Annotated in this window: 14 protein-coding genes and 2 riboswitches; of the genes, 3 read left to right on the forward strand and 11 right to left on the reverse strand. The window is 66.9% G+C overall.

What is annotated here, in order from left to right; genetic code table 11:
* Positions 1-14: 14 nt before the first annotated feature.
* A riboswitch (SAM riboswitch) is annotated at positions 15-130 on the reverse strand.
* A gap of 105 nt (positions 131-235) precedes the next feature.
* Positions 236-1,552, reverse strand: coding sequence for a bifunctional o-acetylhomoserine/o-acetylserine sulfhydrylase (locus BWQ92_RS03300; RefSeq protein WP_076798256.1), 1,317 nt, complete (start codon positions 1,550-1,552; stop codon positions 236-238).
* A gap of 43 nt (positions 1,553-1,595) precedes the next feature.
* Positions 1,596-1,712: riboswitch (SAM riboswitch) on the reverse strand.
* Between the two features lie 128 nt (positions 1,713-1,840).
* Here BWQ92_RS03300 and BWQ92_RS03305 point away from each other — a divergent pair.
* Positions 1,841-2,479: a VOC family protein gene (locus BWQ92_RS03305; RefSeq protein WP_076798258.1), complete on the forward strand. Its 639-nt coding sequence runs from the start codon at positions 1,841-1,843 to the stop codon at positions 2,477-2,479.
* A gap of 127 nt (positions 2,480-2,606) precedes the next feature.
* Here BWQ92_RS03305 and BWQ92_RS03310 read toward each other — a convergent pair whose 3' ends face one another.
* On the reverse strand, positions 2,607-3,386 hold the full coding sequence (locus BWQ92_RS03310) for a CPBP family intramembrane glutamic endopeptidase (RefSeq protein ID WP_076798260.1): 780 nt from the start codon (positions 3,384-3,386) through the stop codon (positions 2,607-2,609).
* Positions 3,387-3,511: 125 nt separating this feature from the next.
* On the opposite strand from BWQ92_RS03310, the gene BWQ92_RS03315 reads away from it, so the two are divergent.
* On the forward strand, positions 3,512-4,192 hold the full coding sequence (locus BWQ92_RS03315; protein ID WP_076798262.1) for a histidine phosphatase family protein: 681 nt from the start codon (positions 3,512-3,514) through the stop codon (positions 4,190-4,192).
* Between the two features lie 52 nt (positions 4,193-4,244).
* On the opposite strand, the gene BWQ92_RS03320 is transcribed toward BWQ92_RS03315, so the two are convergent.
* From BWQ92_RS03320 to tdh, 5 genes are all read right to left on the reverse strand, one after another.
* Positions 4,245-5,033, reverse strand: coding sequence for a DeoR/GlpR family DNA-binding transcription regulator (locus tag BWQ92_RS03320; RefSeq protein ID WP_076798263.1), 789 nt, complete (start codon positions 5,031-5,033; stop codon positions 4,245-4,247).
* 124 nt (positions 5,034-5,157) lie between these two features.
* Positions 5,158-6,381, reverse strand: coding sequence for an amidohydrolase family protein (locus tag BWQ92_RS03325; RefSeq protein WP_076798265.1), 1,224 nt, complete (start codon positions 6,379-6,381; stop codon positions 5,158-5,160).
* 11 nt (positions 6,382-6,392) lie between these two features.
* Positions 6,393-7,505, reverse strand: coding sequence for an NAD(P)/FAD-dependent oxidoreductase (locus BWQ92_RS03330; RefSeq protein ID WP_076798267.1), 1,113 nt, complete (start codon positions 7,503-7,505; stop codon positions 6,393-6,395).
* 46 nt (positions 7,506-7,551) lie between these two features.
* On the reverse strand, positions 7,552-8,748 hold the full coding sequence (locus tag BWQ92_RS03335) for a glycine C-acetyltransferase (protein ID WP_076798269.1): 1,197 nt from the start codon (positions 8,746-8,748) through the stop codon (positions 7,552-7,554).
* A gap of 75 nt (positions 8,749-8,823) precedes the next feature.
* Positions 8,824-9,870, reverse strand: a complete 1,047-nt coding sequence (gene tdh / locus BWQ92_RS03340) for an L-threonine 3-dehydrogenase (RefSeq protein ID WP_076798272.1) — start codon at positions 9,868-9,870, stop codon at positions 8,824-8,826.
* Between the two features lie 132 nt (positions 9,871-10,002).
* Between tdh and BWQ92_RS03345 the strand changes: the two genes are divergently transcribed.
* Positions 10,003-10,911, forward strand: a complete 909-nt coding sequence (locus BWQ92_RS03345) for a LysR family transcriptional regulator (protein ID WP_076803479.1) — start codon at positions 10,003-10,005, stop codon at positions 10,909-10,911.
* Positions 10,912-10,986: 75 nt separating this feature from the next.
* On the opposite strand, the gene gatB is transcribed toward BWQ92_RS03345, so the two are convergent.
* The 4 genes from gatB to BWQ92_RS03365 form a co-directional block, all read right to left on the reverse strand.
* On the reverse strand, positions 10,987-12,492 hold the full coding sequence (gene gatB / locus BWQ92_RS03350; RefSeq protein ID WP_377957268.1) for an Asp-tRNA(Asn)/Glu-tRNA(Gln) amidotransferase subunit GatB: 1,506 nt from the start codon (positions 12,490-12,492) through the stop codon (positions 10,987-10,989).
* A complete protein-coding gene (gene gatA, locus BWQ92_RS03355; protein ID WP_076798274.1) occupies positions 12,492-14,066 on the reverse strand; it encodes an Asp-tRNA(Asn)/Glu-tRNA(Gln) amidotransferase subunit GatA in 1,575 nt (524 codons plus the stop codon). Before gatA ends, gatB begins: the two co-directional genes overlap by 1 nt.
* 3 nt (positions 14,067-14,069) lie before the next feature.
* Positions 14,070-14,366, reverse strand: coding sequence for an Asp-tRNA(Asn)/Glu-tRNA(Gln) amidotransferase subunit GatC (gene gatC / locus BWQ92_RS03360; RefSeq protein WP_076798276.1), 297 nt, complete (start codon positions 14,364-14,366; stop codon positions 14,070-14,072).
* Between the two features lie 327 nt (positions 14,367-14,693).
* The gene (locus tag BWQ92_RS03365) at positions 14,694-16,169 is read right to left on the reverse strand and encodes a CitMHS family transporter (protein WP_076798278.1); all 1,476 of its coding nucleotides are present in this window, start codon (positions 16,167-16,169) and stop codon (positions 14,694-14,696) included.
* Between the last annotated feature and the right edge of the window lie 69 nt (positions 16,170-16,238).

Raw genomic sequence — 16,238 nt, forward strand, 5'->3', positions numbered from 1 at the left:
GGTAACTACCTCTTCTTACGCGCTTGCCCGCCGTCAGCAGACCGGCAGGCCAGGTCTTCACCCGGGGCACCCCACCGCGGAAGGAGGGTTGCCGGCCAGCAAGCCGGGGCTGTCGCTGGCACTCATGACCTGTTGCCAAGTGTACGAAACAGGCGGACGCCTGCGCGAAGAATGTGACGGCTGTGTGACTCCCGGCCGGAAAACGGGACGGGAGCCACAGGGTCAGGCGGAGACGTCAGGCGCCTTTCGCGGCCCTGAATCCGGCATCGAGGTCGGCAAGGATGTCGTCGATGTGCTCCAGGCCCACGGACAGCCGGACCAGTCCGGGGGCAACCCCGGCAACGCTTTGCTGCTCCGGAGTCAGCTGGCTGTGCGTCGTCGACGCCGGGTGGATGACGAGGGAGCGGACGTCGCCAATGTTCGCCACATGGGAGTGCAGTTCCAGGGCATCCACGAAGCGCTTGCCGGCTTCGGCACCGCCCGCCACGGTAAAGGCCACCACCGCGCCGGTGCCTTTGGGCCCGTACTTCAGGCCGCGCTCATACCAGGGGCTGGACGGCAGTCCGGCGTAGGCGACGGATTCCACATCGTCCCGGGCCTCAAGCCAGCCAGCCACGGCCACGGCGTTGGCCACGTGGCGCTCCACGCGCAGGCTCAGTGTTTCCAGGCCCTGCGCGATAAGGAAGGCATTGAACGGGGACACCGCCGAGCCCAGGTCGCGGAGCAGCTGGACCCGCGCCTTCAGGATGTAGGACAGATTGGCACCCAGGGCGCCGCCTGCGCCGAGGTCGCGGGCATAGACGAGGCCGTTGTAGGTGGGGTCCGGCGTGTTGAAGCCGGGGAAGCGTTCCGGGTCCTTGCCGAAGTCGAACTTTCCTGAATCCACGATGACACCGGCAATGGCGGCCCCGTGTCCGCCCAGGTACTTGGTGGCCGAGTGCACCACGATGTCCGCGCCCCATTCAAGCGGCCTGATGAGGTAGGGGGTGGACAGGGTGTTGTCCACGATGAGCGGCACGCCGGCTTCGTGTGCTGCCCGGGAGACGCCCTCGATGTCGAGGACGTCCTGCCGCGGGTTGGATACCACTTCGGCGAAAAAGAGCTTGGTGTTCGGCTGGACTGCATCGCGCCACTGCTGCAGGTCGTCCGGGTCCGCCACGAAGGTAACGGAGACGCCGAACTTCTTCAGCGTGTGGGCCAGCAGGTTGTAGGTGCCGCCGTAAAGGCTGGGACTGGCCACCACGTGGTCCCCGGCTTCGGCGATATTGAGGATGGCGTACGTTTCGGCGGCCTGGCCGGAGCTCAGGAGCAGCGCCGCAAGCCCTCCCTCCAGGCTGGCGATCCGCTGCTCGACGGCGTCCTGGGTCGGATTGCCGATCCGGGTGTAGATGGGGGCGATCTCGGCGAGCGCGAAACGGTCTGCTGCGCTGTCGGCGCTGGGGAAGACGAACGACGTCGTCTGGTAAATGGGCAGGGACCGTGCGCCGGTGGCGCCGTCGGGCACCTGGCCGGCGTGGATCTGGCGCGTTTCAAATGACCATGCGTTGGACATGCAGGCTCCTGACGCTGAAGGGGCGTGTGCTGGTCCCGGCACAGGCCCGCGCTTGCCGCCCGGCGGGCGCCGCGCAGCCAGGTCTTCACCCGGGGCACCCCGCCGCGGTGGAGGGTTGCCGGCCAGCGAGCCGGGGCTTTTTTCGCTGGCGCTCATGACCTGCGATCAGTGTAGGAACAGCCCTTCGTCGCGCACAGCTTTGTGAAGAATTTCGTCAAAAGCTGGACATTTCGCAATGTTAGGGCACCCTAAGCTGAGAGCCCCGTCACAAAGTGCCAAGATGAGGGCATGCGCATGGATCACGTCTCTTACGCCTGTGAACACGATGGCCTCGCGGCCACCACCGAACGTATCTCCTCCGCCCTCGGCGTCGAAGCCGTTAAGGGCGGGGTGCACCCCCGGTTTGGAACCCGGAACATGATCATCCCGCTGGCCGGTCACAAGTACCTTGAGGTCGTTGAGGTCCTGGACCACCCGGCGTCGGACAAGGCACCGTTCGGCCAGGCCGTCCGGGCCCGGTCCGCAGCGGGCGGCGGCTGGATGGGCTGGTGCGTCGAAGTTGACGACCTCGCCCCGTTCGAGGAGCGCCTCGGCCGCTCCGCCGTCAACGGCAACCGCAAGTTTCCTGACGGCCGGGAACTTATCTGGAAGCAGATCGGCATCCTGGGGCTCATCGCGGACCCCCAGGTTCCGTACATGCTGAAGTGGGAAGGCGATCCGGAACTGCACCCGTCCAACGCCTATGACAGCAATGTGAAGATGTCCACCCTCACGATCGCGGGCTCCGCCGAGCGCGTGACCGAGTGGCTAGGCGAGCCCGTGGAACGGCCGCTGGAAGACGTCGCCGTGAACTGGGTGGCCCCGCACGGTACGCCGGGAATCCTCTCCGTCACGTTCGAAACCGCAGCGGGCGCCGTCACCATCTGACGCGCTTCCTGCCCTTCACTTCGGCCGCCATCAGCGGGTGCCAACGACGTCACCCGCCGATGGCGGCCGAATCACTTTTTAATACAGCCCGGCTTTTAATACAGCCCGGCCTTTAATACAGCCCGGCCTAGCCCAGTCCGGCGGCCTTGCCGAACAGGCTGAACCCGACGAAGGCGACAATGTCCAGCAGCGCGTGCGCGATGACAAGCGGCATCACCCGGCGGGTCTTCGTGTAGACCCACGCGAACACCACGCCCATAACGGCGTTTCCGATGAAGGGCCCGAACCCCTGGTACAGGTGGTAGGTGCCGCGCAGCATCGACGAAACGAAGATCGCCAGGGGAACGGACCAGCCGAACTTGCCGAACCGGTCCAGCAGGTAGCCCACCACAATGACTTCCTCCACGACCGCGTGGCGCAGGGCAGACAGAATCAGCACGGGCACCGTCCACCAGTAAGCGTCCAGGCCGCTCGGGATGATCGCCGTCGTGATGCCGAGTGCGCGGCCGGCGGCATAAAGCCCCAGCGACGGGAGGCCGATCAGGGCGGCCAGCCCGAGACCCTGCAGCAGGTCCTTGCCGGGCCTGGCAAAGTTGAAGCCCAGTTTCCGGAAGGCGGAGCCGCCGTCCTGCCCTAGTCCGGAGTTGGACTGGCGCTGGTCGGTCAGGAAGTAGATGACCAGCAGGACCGGCACCAGGGCGAAGATGATGTCCAGCAGCTGATAGGTCAGGTCGAAGTATTCGCGGGTGCTCTGTGACCTGTTGAGCGTGGAAGTCCCCTGCGCCAGCGGCGCCCGGGTCATCTTGTCCAGCAGCTGCACCACGGAGTAGACGGCTGATTGCCCCAGCGACAGCCCAAGGACAATCCAGACTTCAAACCGCAGCCGGCGGCGGGAAGGAACCAACATGTTCCTATCTTGCCTGCACCCGCTGGTACTTTCCTGTCAGCCTGCCTGTTCCTGCCGCCGTCGTGCATTCCCGACCAGCCCGTCGGGGCCGGTCCAGCTGGCCAGTGACCCTATGCTGGGGAGCTATGAGCGCTCCCGGGAAAATCATCATGATCCGGCACGGCCAGTCGGCCGCCAACGCGGACACCTCCATCTACAACAGGGTGCCCGACTACCGGATACCGCTGACGGAACTTGGGCTGGAGCAGGCGAAGGCCGCCGGGGAGCGCGTCCGGCGCGAGCTCGACGGCCGGAAGGTGAGCGTCTACGTTTCACCGTACCTGCGCGCGTACCAGACCCTGGAGGCACTGGACCTGGGCTCCCTGACGGAACGGGTGATCGAGGAACCGCGGCTGCGCGAACAGGACTGGGCCAACTTCCAGATCTCCGGCGACATCGAGGACCAGAAGGAGCTCCGCAACGCCTACGGCCACTTCTTTTACCGCTTCCGGGAAGGCGAATCCGGCTCGGACGTCTACGACCGGATCTCCTCCTTCATGGAAACCCTGTACCGGCACTGGTCCAAGCCGGACTACTCCCCCAACAGCCTGCTGGTCACGCACGGGTTGACGATGCGGCTGTTCTGCATGCGCTGGTTCCACTGGTCCGTGGAGTACTTCGAGTCGCTGAACAACCCGGAGAACGCCGAGATCCGCATGCTGGTGCGCAACGGTGAGGGCAAGTATGAACTCGATACGCCGTTCACGCAGTGGGTGGACCGGAGGGTGGACGAGACGGTGCTGGACGCGCCTCCTGTGATCTTCTGACGCCTTCTATTCCGGGCGCCCGATTAGGCACCGGTTTCCGGCGGCCGCCGGTTTAGGCGCCGGCGACGATCACTTCGGTGCCGCGCGCCTCGAACGCAGCCTTGTCCGCCGCGGAGATGCCGGCGTCGGTGATGAGCCGGGTGAAATCGTAGCCGTCCATGGTGGCGAACGCCCGGCGGCCCACTTTCGAGGAGTCCGCGATCACGTATGAGACACTGGCCCGGCTGGCGAGCAGGGCGTTCACCGTGGCCTCGGCCTCGCCAGTGTTTGTGGGCCCCACCTCGGCATCGACGCCGTTGACCCCGATGAAGGCGATGTCCAGCACCACCTTCTGCATGATGATGTCCGTGTACGGGCCCACGAGTTCATACGACCGGGTGTTGAGGATGCCCCCGGTGACCATCACTTTGATGTTGGGCCGGACGGCAAGCTGCGAGGCGATGTTGATGGCGTTGGTCACCACCGTGAGCGTGGGCTGGTTCGACGGCGAGTTGAGATCTTCGCGGGTGGCCAGGATCTGCGCGAGGGCGGTGCTCGTGGTGCCGCCACACAGCCCGATGACCATGCCCGGGGCGATGAGCGCCGAGGCGGCGAGGGCGATCTCCTGCTTGGCCACGGCGTGGTCGTCCCGGTTGTACCTGCCGGGAAGGTCATAGGCCAGAGCGCCCGTGGTGGCGCCGCCGCGGGTCCGCGTCAGCAGCCGCCGCTTGGCCAGGCTGTCCAGGTCGCGCCGGGCCGTAGCTGGCGAGACGCCGAGCCGCGTGACAATCTCCTCAACTTCCACTTGGCCGGCTTCGGCAAGGAGATCAAGGATGGCCGTCAGTCGGTCGGTGCGGGTCATGCGTGGCCTTTCAAAATCAAAACCGTCACAAGAAATGACGTTTTTTGATTGTAGCAGACCTCTTATGATCAGCTTCCGTCACTACGGTGCGGAGGGTGGCTGCTGTAAACGGCCCCGCCCGACACTACCGTGCCCGCACCCCCGCGCGCCAAACGGCGTGGGTGAGCGGCATGCCGGGCCGGTAGGCGAGGTGCGTGGCGGAGGGGGCGTTGAGGACGTGCAGGTCCGCGCGGTGTCCGACGGCGATCGAGCCCACCGCGCGTTCGCCGTCGGCGTCGTTTCCGGACTCGCGCCGCAGCGCCAAGGCACCGCCGTACGTCGCCGCCCGCACGGCCTCATGCACGCTCAGGCCCATTTGTAGGACTGCGGTGGTGACGCAAAAGGACATGGAACTCGTGTAGGACGTGCCGGGATTGCAGTTGGATGCCAGTGCGATGGGCACGCCAGCATCAAGCAGCTGCCGTCCGGGGGCCAAGGGCTGCCGCGTGGAGAGGTCGCAGGCCGGCAGGCAGGTGGCCACTGTTCCGCGGCTGTCTGTTCCTCGGCTGCCCGTTCCAGCGGCATCCCAGCCGGACCAGCCGGCGGCGAGGCTGGCGATGTCCTGCTCCGAGAGATAGTTCACGTGGTCAACGCTGGCTGCGCCGAACTCCACCGCGAGGCTGACACCAGGGCCGTGCCCCAGCTGGTTGCCGTGCACCCGCAGCCCCAGCCCGGCCTCGCGGCTGGCCTGCAGCACGGCGCGGGACTGCTCCTCGGAAAAGGCGCCCCGTTCGCAGAACACGTCGGCCCAGCGGACATATGGGCGGGCGGCCTCCAGCATGGGGCCGCAGGCGAGCCTGGTGTATTCGTCCGCGTCAATGCCGGCCGGCACCAGGTGGGCCCCCAGGTACGTGACCTCGTCCGCCACCGTGGAGGCGATCCAGGCGCTCCTGGCCTCCTGCTCCACATCCAGGCCGTACCCGGTTTTCGTCTCCAGGTACGTGGTGCCCTGGGACACGGCTTCGGCGACACGGCCCTGGGCCAGCCTTGTGAGGTCATAGTCGCTGGTGTTCCGGGTGGCGTTCGTCGTGACGGCGATGCCGCCCGCGCTGTACTCCTCCCCCGCCATCCGCGCCTCGAATTCCGCCGTCCGGTCCCCGGCAAAAATCAGGTGCGTGTGGGAGTCCACCCAGCCGGGCAGCACGGCACGGCCGCCGGCGTCCACGGCATCGTCGGCCGCGGGAGCTGAGGCTGCCGGGCCGATCCAGGAGATGCGTTCCCCTTCGATCACCGCTGCCGCGTCCTTGAGGACACGGTGCTCCGCGTCCTGGGTCATCAGTTCGGCAATGTTGGTGATCAGGGTGCTCATGGATCCATTCTTCAGCGCCGGATGGACCAGCGTGTCGCGGCCAGGGCATCCGCCGTCCGGGATACCGGACTGCCACCGGCCTCGGGTCGCGCCTCGGGTCCTGCAAGGATCAGGGCCGCGGCCAGTTCCGCGATGCCGGAGGACGTCTGGAACCCGTAGCCGCCCTGGCCGGCGAGCCAGAAGAACCCGCGCGCCTCGGCGTCGAACCCCACTACCGGGACGCCGTCGGCCGCTTCGGTGCGCAGCCCGGTCCAGGCGGTGCGGACGGCGCCGATCCCCAGCGTCGTCAGCGTATTGAGCCGGGCGATGAGCCGCTCCACGTCCCCGGGACGGGGACGTGCGTCCTCCGCAGCGCTGGCCACGTGCTCCGAGGGCGAGACCAGCACATCGCTGCCTTCCCGGCGGAAGTAGAAGGAGTCGTCCGCGGCGGCCACCATGGGGGTGCCTTCCGGCAGCGGATGGTCGACGGCGGCCACCGCCGCCGTGCGGCGGTACGGCTGCAGGCCGATCTTCTCGACGCCGCTCAGCACCGCCAGCTCGTCGGCCCACGCACCCGCCGCGTTAACCAGCACGCCGGCGGAGAAGCCTTCCTGTCCGGCACCGATCTCCCAGCCCGACCCCAGCCGCTGGGCGGAGTGGACGCGGGCGCCGGTGATGATGTCCACACCGGCAGCCTCGGCGCGCGCCCGGTGCCGTTCCAGCAGCACCGGCGCATCGCAGCCGAAGGACCCGGTGTCCAGGCCGGCGGCGGAGAATGCCTCCGGCTTCAGGGCCGGGCACAAGCCGAGCGCTTCCTCGTGGCTGATCAGGCGCATCGCGCCGCTGGCCTCGGCCCGCACCGTCTCTTCGTCCCCGATGAGCAGAAAGCTCCGCGGGGAAAGCACGGGCCGGGATTCTCCGGCGTCGTCCGCGGCGATCAGCTCAAGGGTGCGGACGGTGAGTTCCTGGACCACCGGCGGACCGTAGCTGGGGATGAGCTGCCGGGCGGAGCGCGAGGACGTGTGGTAGGCGAGCTGCTGTTCCGCCTCCACGAGGGCCACGGTGCATGTGCCGGCGAGCGCGGAGGCGAGGGACAGCCCGGCTATCCCGCCGCCCACGATGACTACGTCATAGGTTGATGCCATGGGCTCAATCTTTACAGATGCCCGGAACTTTACGGATGGGCGGGCGCTAGGCCGTCACCGCGTCCCGGCTCTTCACGAAGGCTTGGACGCAGGTTTCGACGTCGTCGGCACTGTGCGCGGCGGACAGCTGGACGCGGATGCGGGCGGCCCCGCGCGGGACCACGGGGAAGCTGAAGGCCGTCACGTAGACCCCGTGCTGGAGCATCTGGTCCGCCACCTTGGCTGCAAGGACGGCGTCGCCGAACATGACCGGCACGATGGCGTGTTCGCCGTCGAGCAGCTCGAAGCCTTCTTCGGTCATCCGGCGCCGGAACAGCTCGGCGTTCCGGAACAGGGTGGCCCGCAGCTCGCCGGAGGTCTGCACGAGCTCCAGGGCCTTGATGGTGGCCGCCACGATGGCCGGCGCCAGGGAGTTGGAGAAGAGGTACGGGCGCGCCTTTTGCCGGAGCATCGCCACCACCTCGCCGCGGCCGGAAACATAGCCGCCGGACGCGCCACCCAGCGCCTTGCCGAAGGTGCCGGTGAAGATGTCCACGCGGTCGGAGACGCCGGCGTGCTCGGGCGTTCCGGCCCCGGTGGGGCCCATGAAGCCGACGGCGTGCGAGTCGTCCACCATCACCAGGGCGTCGTGCTTCTCGGCGAGGTCGCAGATGGCCTCCAGCGGAGCGAGGTAGCCGTCCATGGAGAAGACGCCGTCCGTGACGATGATCTTCCGCCGGGCGTCCTTCGCCTCGACGAGCTTGGCTTCCAGGTCGGCCATGTCCTGGTTCGCGTACCGGAACCGCTGCGCCTTGCAGAGCCGGATGCCGTCGATGATTGAGGCGTGGTTGAGGGCGTCGGAGATGACGGCGTCCTCCGGGCCGAAGAGCGATTCGAAAACCCCGCCGTTGGCGTCGAAGCAGCTCGAGAACAGGATGGTGTCCTCGGTGCCCAGGAACTTCGAGACCCTCGCTTCGAGTTCGAGGTGGAGGTCCTGGGTGCCGCAGATGAACCGGACGCTGGCCATGCCGAAGCCGCGCTCGTCCATGGCGGCCTTGGCCGCCGCGATGATCTCCGGGTGGTCGGCCAGGCCGAGGTAGTTGTTGGCGCAGAAGTTCAGGACCGGCGAACCGGCCTCGCCGATCTGCCCGGCAGTGATGTGGCTGGCCTGGGCGGAGTCGATGTGCCGCTCCGTCTTGTAGAGGCCTGCGGTGCGGATGTCGTCCAGCTCGGCGCGGAGCTGGTTCTTGATGGCTGAGTACATGGCGGTTCTCCTCGGCTGGGAAACTGTCGGAAACTAACTAAGGGATGGGGCCGGAATTCCGGCCGGGATTGCGGGTCAGATTTCCGACCAGTCGAGCACCACTTTGCCGCCGACGCCAGCCTTCGCGATTTCAAAGCCCTTCTCCCACTGGGAGGCCGGCAGCACGTCCGTGACCACGGCGGAGATGCTGGCGTGCAGCGCAGGGTTGGAGGACAGCATGGCGCTCATGGCGTACCAGGTCTCGTACATCTCGCGGCCGTAGATGCCCTTCAGGGTCAGCATGTGTGTGACCACCTTGCCCCAGTCGATGTCGATGGACTGGCTGGGCAGGCCCAGCATGGCGATGCGCCCGCCGTGGTTCATGTTGTCGATCATCTCCGGCAGCGCCGTCGGATGGCCGGACATCTCCAGTCCGATGTCGAAACCCTCGCGCATGCCCAGCTCCCGCTGCGCTTCCCTGACGCGGGTCCTGGAGACGTCGATGGCGAGGTCGACGCCGAGCTGCCGGGCAAGCTCCAGCCGGGGCGCCGAGACGTCGGTGATGGCGATCTTGCGGGCACCGGCGTGGCGCGCCACGGCAATGGCCATGAGGCCGATGGGCCCGGCCCCGGTGATCAGCACGTCCTCGCCCACGAGCGGGAAGCTCAGTGCTGTGTGCACGGCGTTGCCGAAGGGGTCGAAGATGGCACCGAGTTCGGGCGTGACGGACGGGTCCTTGTGCACCCAGACGTTTGTTTCCGGAATGACCACGTATTCGGCGAACGCGCCGTCCCGCTGTACGCCGACGCTGACGGTGTGGATGCACATCTGCCGCCGGCCGGCGCGGCAGTTGCGGCAGATGCCGCAGACGATGTGCCCTTCGCCGGAGATCCGGTCGCCGATCTTGACGTAGCGCACGTCCTCGCCGGTGGCGACGACTTCGCCGTAGAACTCGTGCCCGGCGATCAGCGGGGCCTCGATGATCCCCTGCGCCCAGGCATCCCAGGACTGGATGTGCAGGTCGGTGCCGCAGATGCCCGTAGTGAGCACGCGGATCTTGACCTCGCCCGGGCCCGCCTCGGGTTCCGGGCGGTCTGTCAGTTCGAATCCGGCGTGTGCGCCGGCCTTGTAGAGCGCCTTCATTGGCATCCTTACGTTCGGCATGCGGTGGCATGCGGTGAATCTTCCTTCATTAGAGCCACCATTGACCCGTTAGCACAAGCGGATTTTTCTCAATCGACGATTAAGGAATCGCTAAGGAATAAGATGGGCGGCATGGAGATCCACCAGCTTGAAATGCTGCGGGAGCTTGGCGCGCTCGGAAGCGTCAAGGCCGTGGCCGACACCCTGCTCGTCACTCCCTCGGCGGTCTCCCAGCAGCTGGCCCAGCTGCAGAAAAGCGTTGAGGTGCCGCTGACCCGCAAGGAGGGCCGGAACCTGGTGCTCACCGAAGCCGGACAGGTGCTCGCGGACGCAGGTGCCGCCGTCGTCAGTGCCATGGCCGACGCGCGGATGGCGATCGGGGCGTACCACGGTTCCACGGTGGCGCCGGTGACGGTGAGCGGATTCCACAGTGCGGGGCAGGCACTGTTTGCGCCGCTGGCCCGGCTGCTGGACGGCCCGGACAAACCGAAGGTGCTGCTCTCGGACGAGGACGTGGCGCAGCAGGATTTCCCCGCGCTGACGGCGCGGTACGACCTCGTCCTGGCGCACAGGATGGACCACAGCCCCAAGTGGCCGGAGGAAAGGGTGGCGGTGATACCGCTGGCCCATGAGCCGCTGGATGTTGCGCTGCCGGCCGGGCACCGCCTGGCCGCCCAAGCGGCCCTGACGGCGTCCGACGTCGTCGGCGAACCATGGGTGACCAGCCGCGCCGGCTACTCCCCCGCGGACGTGCTGTCCGCCGTCGCCGCGGTGTCCAGCCGCGAGCTGAACATCGTGCACCGGATCAACGACTACTCAACGGTGGCGGCCTTGGTGGCCTCGGGCAGCGTGATCGGCTTGCTGCCGCGGCACACGGCGCGACCGGTGCTCAATGCGGACATCGTGCTGCGGCCGCTGCAGGGCATCAGCACCCGGCGCCGGATCGATATCCTGGCCCGCCCGGAAAACCTGAAGCGCGCGTCGGTCCGGGTGGTGTGCGAGGCGCTGCAGGACATCATGGCGCGGCTCAGCCACAGTTAAAATCAACTGGGTCGCAGTTGTTGCCGTTATGAACCCTCAAAACGACAACTACTGCGACCCAGTTGGGCTACGAGGCTAAACGGTGACGCCGAGCTTCTCCAGGATCAGCTCGCGCACGCGGCCGGCGTCGGCCTGGCCGCGGGTGGCCTTCATGACGCCGCCGACGATGGCGCCGATAGCCTGAACCTTGCCGCCGCGGATCTTGTCCGCGACGTCGGGCTGCGCGGCCAGGGCTGCGTCGATGGCTTCCAGGAGCGGCCCGTCGTCGGACACCACGGCCAGGCCGCGCTTCTCGACGACCTCGGCCGGGGTGCCTTCGCCGGCGAGCACGCCGTCCAGCACCGCGGAGGCCATCTTGTTGTTGATCTTGCCGGCCTCCACCATCTTGCTCAACTCAACGATGGTGGCGGGCTCGATGCCCAGCTGGCCGGGATCGACGTCGGCATTCTTGGCGCGGCCCACGATCTCGCCCATCCACCACTTGCGGGCCACGGAAGCGGTGGCACCGGCCGCGATGGTTTCCTCGATTTCGTCCAGCACACCGGCGTTGACGACGTCGCGGAACTCCAGGTCCGAGTAGCCCCAGTCCTGCTTCAGACGCTTGCGGCGCTCGGCCGGCGGCTCGGGCAGCGTGGCGCGGAGCTCCTCCACCCATTCCCGGGAGGGAACAACGGGAACCAGGTCCGGCTCCGGGAAGTAGCGGTAATCATCGGCGTCGGACTTTTCCCGGCCCGACGTCGTCGTGCGCGTGTCCTCGTGCCAGTGCCGGGTTTCCTGGATGACCGGCTCACCGGAGTCCAGGACGGCGGCGTGGCGCTGGATCTCGTAGCGGACGGCGTGTTCGACGGCGCGCAGCGAGTTCACGTTCTTGGTCTCGGACCGGATGCCGAAGCGTTCGCGGCCGTGCGGGCGCAGCGAGACGTTGGCGTCACAGCGGACGTTGCCGCGCTCCATCCGCGCGTCCGAGACGCCGAGGTTCTTGACGATTTCCCGCACCGCGGCCACGTAGGCCTTGGCGAGCTCGGGGGCGCGGGAACCGGCACCCTCGATCGGCTTGGTGACGATCTCCACGAGCGGAACGCCGGCGCGGTTGTAGTCCACGAGCGAGTACTCCGCGCCCTGGATGCGTCCGGCGGAACCGCCCAGGTGGGTCAGCTTTCCGGCGTCCTCCTCCATGTGCGCGCGCTCAATCTCGACGCGGAACACCGTGCCGTCCTCGAGTTCAATGTCCAAGTAGCCGTCATAGGCGATCGGCTCGTCGTACTGGGACGTCTGGAAGTTCTTGGGGGTGTCCGGGTAGAAGTAGTTCTTCCGGGCGAAGCGGCAGGATTCTGCGATCTTGCAGTTCAGCGCCAGGCCGATCTTGATGGACGATTCCACCGCGGTCTTGTTCACCACGGGAAGGACGCCGGGCATGCCCAGGTCCACCTCGTTGACGTTGGTGTTGGGCTCGTCGCCGAACACGTTGGGCGCGGAGGAGAACATCTTGGTCTTCGTGTTGAGTTCAACGTGGACCTCGAACCCCAGGACGGGGTCGTACTTCTCCATGGCTTCTTCGAAGCTCAGAATCGCGTCAGACATCAGTGTGAACCTCCGTGGCTCGGGACGGCGCCAACAGTTGCGGCGAGGTCGGGTGCCTTGTCCAGCAGCGGACCGCCCCACTTCGCCTCCAGCAGGGATTCCAGGACAGCGCCCACCCGGTACAGCCGGGCGTCCTCGCGGGCGGGTGCCAGCAGCTGGATGCCGACTGGCAGGCCGTCCTCGTCGGCAAGGCCGCCGGGCAGGGACAGCCCGGGGACGCCGGCCATGTTCGCGGGAATGGTCGCGACGTCGTTCAGGTACATGGCCAGCGGGTCGTCGAGCTTCTCGCCCAGCTTGAACGCCGTGGTGGGCGCCGTGGGGGAAATCAGGACGTCGGCCTTGGCGAAGGCGGCGTCGAAGTCACGCTGGATGAGCGTGCGCACCTTCTGCGCGGAGCCGTAGTAGGCGTCGTAGTAGCCGGCCGACAGCGCGTACGTGCCCAGGATGATGCGGCGCTTGACCTCGTCGCCGAACCCTGCGGCGCGAGTGGCGCCCATGACGCGTTCGATGGTCATTGGCGGCTCTTCGGGCAGGACGCGCAGGCCGTACCGGACGCCGTCGAACTTGGCCAGGTTGGAGGAGGCCTCCGAGGGCATGATCAGGTAGTAGGCGCCCAGGGCGTACTGGAAGTTGGGACAGGACACCTCAACGATTTCCGCACCTGCTTCCTTGAGCAGCTCGAGGGATTCGTTGAAACGGTTCTCGACGCCGGCCTGGTAGCCCTCGCCGTGGAGCTCCTTGATGATGCCGATCTTCATGCCGTCCACGTTGCCGGTCCGGGCCGCGGCCACAAGGTCCCCGAGGGAGTCGGGCAGGGAGGTGGAGTCGTGGGGGTCGTGGCCGCCGATGACCTGCTGCAGCAGGGCCGAGTCCAGGACGGTACGGGAAACCGGGCCGATCTGGTCCAGTGAGGACGCCATGGCGATGGCACCGTAACGGGACACGCCGCCGTAGGTGGGCTTGACGCCGACGGTGCCGGTGACGGCGCCGGGCTGGCGGATGGATCCGCCGGTGTCCGTGCCCAGGGCCAGCGGGGCTTCGAAGGCGGCCACGGCGGCTGCCGATCCGCCGCCCGAACCGCCGGGGATGCGGTCCAGGTCCCACGGGTTGCGGGTGGGTCCGAACGCCGAGTGCTCGGTGGAGGAGCCCATGGCGAACTCGTCCAGGTTGGTCTTGCCCAGGATCGGCATCTTCGCGGCGCGCAGCTTCTTGACGACGGTGGCGTCGTAGGGGCTGTGCCAGCCTTCGAGGATTTTGGAACCGGCCGTGGTGGGCTGGCCGATGGTCACGATGAGATCTTTGACGGCGATCGGAACACCGGCCAGTTCGTGCAGCTCCTCGGCTTCCTTCCCGCCGGCGGCGCGGATGGCGTCCACCTCGGCGGCGACGGCGAGTGCTTCCTCGGCGTTGACGTGCAGAAACGCGTTGACGCCGCGCTCCCCTCCATCAACGGCGGCGATGCGGTCCAGGTGCGCCTGGGTGACCTCGACGGCGGTCACTTCGCCAGCGGCGAGCTTGGCGGCCAGTTGGGCTGCGGAGAGCCGGATGAGTTCTGTGCTGTTGGTTTCAGTCATGTTCTAGTCCTCATCCAGGATTGCCGGGACCTTGAAGCGGTCTGCGTCCGAGTCCGGAGCGCCGGAGAGTGCCTGCTCTGCGGTGAAGACATGCCCCACCACGTCCTCGCGGAACACGTTGCTCAACGGAATCGGGTGCGAAGTGGCCGGAACGCTGTCCCCTGCGGCCTCGCTCACGGACTTTACCGCGTCTACGATGACGGCAAGTTCGCCGGCCATCCTGTCCAGCTCTTCAGCACTCATCTCAATGTGCGCGAGCCGCGCTAGGTGCGCGACGTCGTCACGGTTGATCGCAGCCATGGATCTCCCTGCAAGTTCGGATTGGTTTCCGAACTAGTCTACGTGTCTTGTTGTATTGTCCCCGCACCCCTTCTGGTCACCTTCCGGCCCCGGGCCGGACGATCCTCCGCGTGCTCGCTCGCACACCCGCCGTCCCCCTTCCCTCGCAAGCTCGGGCAGGGAACCCTGACGGCGGGCACTCGCTTAGACGCACGCTTCCGGATGTCCGTCCCGTTGCCGGTGTGCCTATCTCACCTTGTGTCTCCCCAACAAACAAAAAGCAGAGTGCGGGGATCATTCCGCACTCTGCTTCCTTTTGTTTGGTCCGGGCCTTCGGGTGACAAGCCTCTAGTGGATGCCGATGGCTCCTGTCAGCATTCCTACTGCCAGCATGACCAGGGAGACGACGGCGCTGCGCCACAGGACCTTTTTGTGGTGGTCGCCCAGGTCCACCTTGGCCAGGGAGACCAGGAGCAGGATGGCCGGAACCAGCGGGCTCTGCATGTGGAACGGCTGGCCGGTGATGGAGGCGCGCGCCATCTCGGCGGCGCTGATGCCGTAATGTGCTGCGGTTTCGCTCAGGACGGGCAGCACGCCGAAGTAGAAGGCGTCATTGCTCATGAAGAACGTCATCGGGATGCTGAGGACACCGGTGATGACTGCCAGGAGCGGACCCATGCTGGACGGGATGATCTGCACCAGCCACGCGGACATTGCCTCAACCATGCCGGTGCCGGTCAGCACGCCGGTGAGGACGGCGGCGGCCATGACCATGCTCACGACGGCAACGATCGACGGCGCGTGGGCCACTAGCTGTGCGCCCTGGTCCTTGACGTTCGGGAAGTTCACCAGCAGGGCGATCGCCGAACCCACCATGAAGACGTACGGCAGGGGCACGAGGTCGGCGATGAGCATGCCCATGACGGCGACGGTGAGGCCCAGGTTGAACCACTGCAGCTTGGGGCGCAGGGTCTTCCGGTTGGGGTCCAGGGCGGTGTCTGCCATGGCGGTGTCGGCGTCGTCGACCAGAAGTTCGGTGCGCTCCAGGACAGCCACTGGGGAACCTTCGGGGGAACCGCCGACGGCGGGGCCTCCCGTTGCGGGAACAGGTGCGGAACCGTTGCGGCCGGTGGAGCCGGCACCGCCGGCGGCAGCTCCGCCGTCGAACGCTTCAGCAGTTTCCGGCACTCCCCAGATTTCCGGCTGGGTGGCGCGGAGGCGGTTGCGTTCCTGCAGGCCGAGGATCCAGGCGAAGACCAGGACGACGGCGAGGCCGGCGATCAGCGACGGGAGCATGGGAACGAAGACCTCGTTGACGTCGATCTTCAGGGCGGTGGCGGCACGGGCAGTGGGGCCGCCCCACGGCACGATGTTCATGGTGCCGTTGGCCAGCCCTGCCACGCAGGTGAGGACCACCGGGCTCATCTTCAGGCGGAGGTAGATCGGCAGCATGGCCGCGGTGGTGAGGATGAAGGTGGTGGAGCCGTCGCCGTCGAGGGACACCGCGGCAGCCAGGAGCGCAGTGCCCAGGACCACCTTGGCGGGGTCATTGCCTAGCTTGCGCAGGATAAACCGGACCAGCGGATCGAACAGCCCGACGTCGATCATCAGGCCAAAGTAGATGATGGCGAACATCAGCAGCGCGGCGGTGGAGGTCATGGACTTCATCGAGTCCATGACCATGTCGCCGATGCCGAGACCGGCGCCAGCGAACAGACCGAAAACGGTGGGGACGATGATCAGCGCCAGCACTGGCGTCAACTTCTTCGTCATGATCAGCACCATGAAAACCGCGATCATGGCGAATCCAAGTAATACCAGCACAGCCGGCTCCTTCTTAGTGAACGGCACCACCCCGGTGTGATGCGTACTACAGAGGTTAGGGTGGCCCGG

Origin of the sequence: Arthrobacter sp. QXT-31, from assembly GCF_001969265.1 — a bacterium.
Classification (GTDB): domain Bacteria; phylum Actinomycetota; class Actinomycetes; order Actinomycetales; family Micrococcaceae; genus Arthrobacter.

What these genes read in the sequence shown, in the direction of transcription:
- BWQ92_RS03335 (WP_076798269.1), bottom strand. Translation starts at nt 8,748, where the DNA reads ATGTACTCAGCCATCAAGAACCAGCTCCGCGCCGAGCTGGACGACATC.
- tdh (WP_076798272.1), bottom strand. Translation starts at nt 9,870, where the DNA reads ATGAAGGCGCTCTACAAGGCCGGCGCACACGCCGGATTCGAACTGACA.
- BWQ92_RS03315 (WP_076798262.1), top strand. Translation starts at nt 3,512, where the DNA reads ATGAGCGCTCCCGGGAAAATCATCATGATCCGGCACGGCCAGTCGGCC.
- BWQ92_RS03330 (WP_076798267.1), bottom strand. Translation starts at nt 7,505, where the DNA reads ATGGCATCAACCTATGACGTAGTCATCGTGGGCGGCGGGATAGCCGGG.
- BWQ92_RS03345 (WP_076803479.1), top strand. Translation starts at nt 10,003, where the DNA reads ATGGAGATCCACCAGCTTGAAATGCTGCGGGAGCTTGGCGCGCTCGGA.
- BWQ92_RS03325 (WP_076798265.1), bottom strand. Translation starts at nt 6,381, where the DNA reads ATGAGCACCCTGATCACCAACATTGCCGAACTGATGACCCAGGACGCG.
- BWQ92_RS03305 (WP_076798258.1), top strand. Translation starts at nt 1,841, where the DNA reads ATGCGCATGGATCACGTCTCTTACGCCTGTGAACACGATGGCCTCGCG.
- gatC (WP_076798276.1), bottom strand. Translation starts at nt 14,366, where the DNA reads ATGGCTGCGATCAACCGTGACGACGTCGCGCACCTAGCGCGGCTCGCG.
- BWQ92_RS03300 (WP_076798256.1), bottom strand. Translation starts at nt 1,552, where the DNA reads ATGTCCAACGCATGGTCATTTGAAACGCGCCAGATCCACGCCGGCCAG.
- gatB (WP_377957268.1), bottom strand. Translation starts at nt 12,492, where the DNA reads ATGTCTGACGCGATTCTGAGCTTCGAAGAAGCCATGGAGAAGTACGAC.
- gatA (WP_076798274.1), bottom strand. Translation starts at nt 14,066, where the DNA reads ATGACTGAAACCAACAGCACAGAACTCATCCGGCTCTCCGCAGCCCAA.
- BWQ92_RS03310 (WP_076798260.1), bottom strand. Translation starts at nt 3,386, where the DNA reads ATGTTGGTTCCTTCCCGCCGCCGGCTGCGGTTTGAAGTCTGGATTGTC.
- BWQ92_RS03320 (WP_076798263.1), bottom strand. Translation starts at nt 5,033, where the DNA reads ATGACCCGCACCGACCGACTGACGGCCATCCTTGATCTCCTTGCCGAA.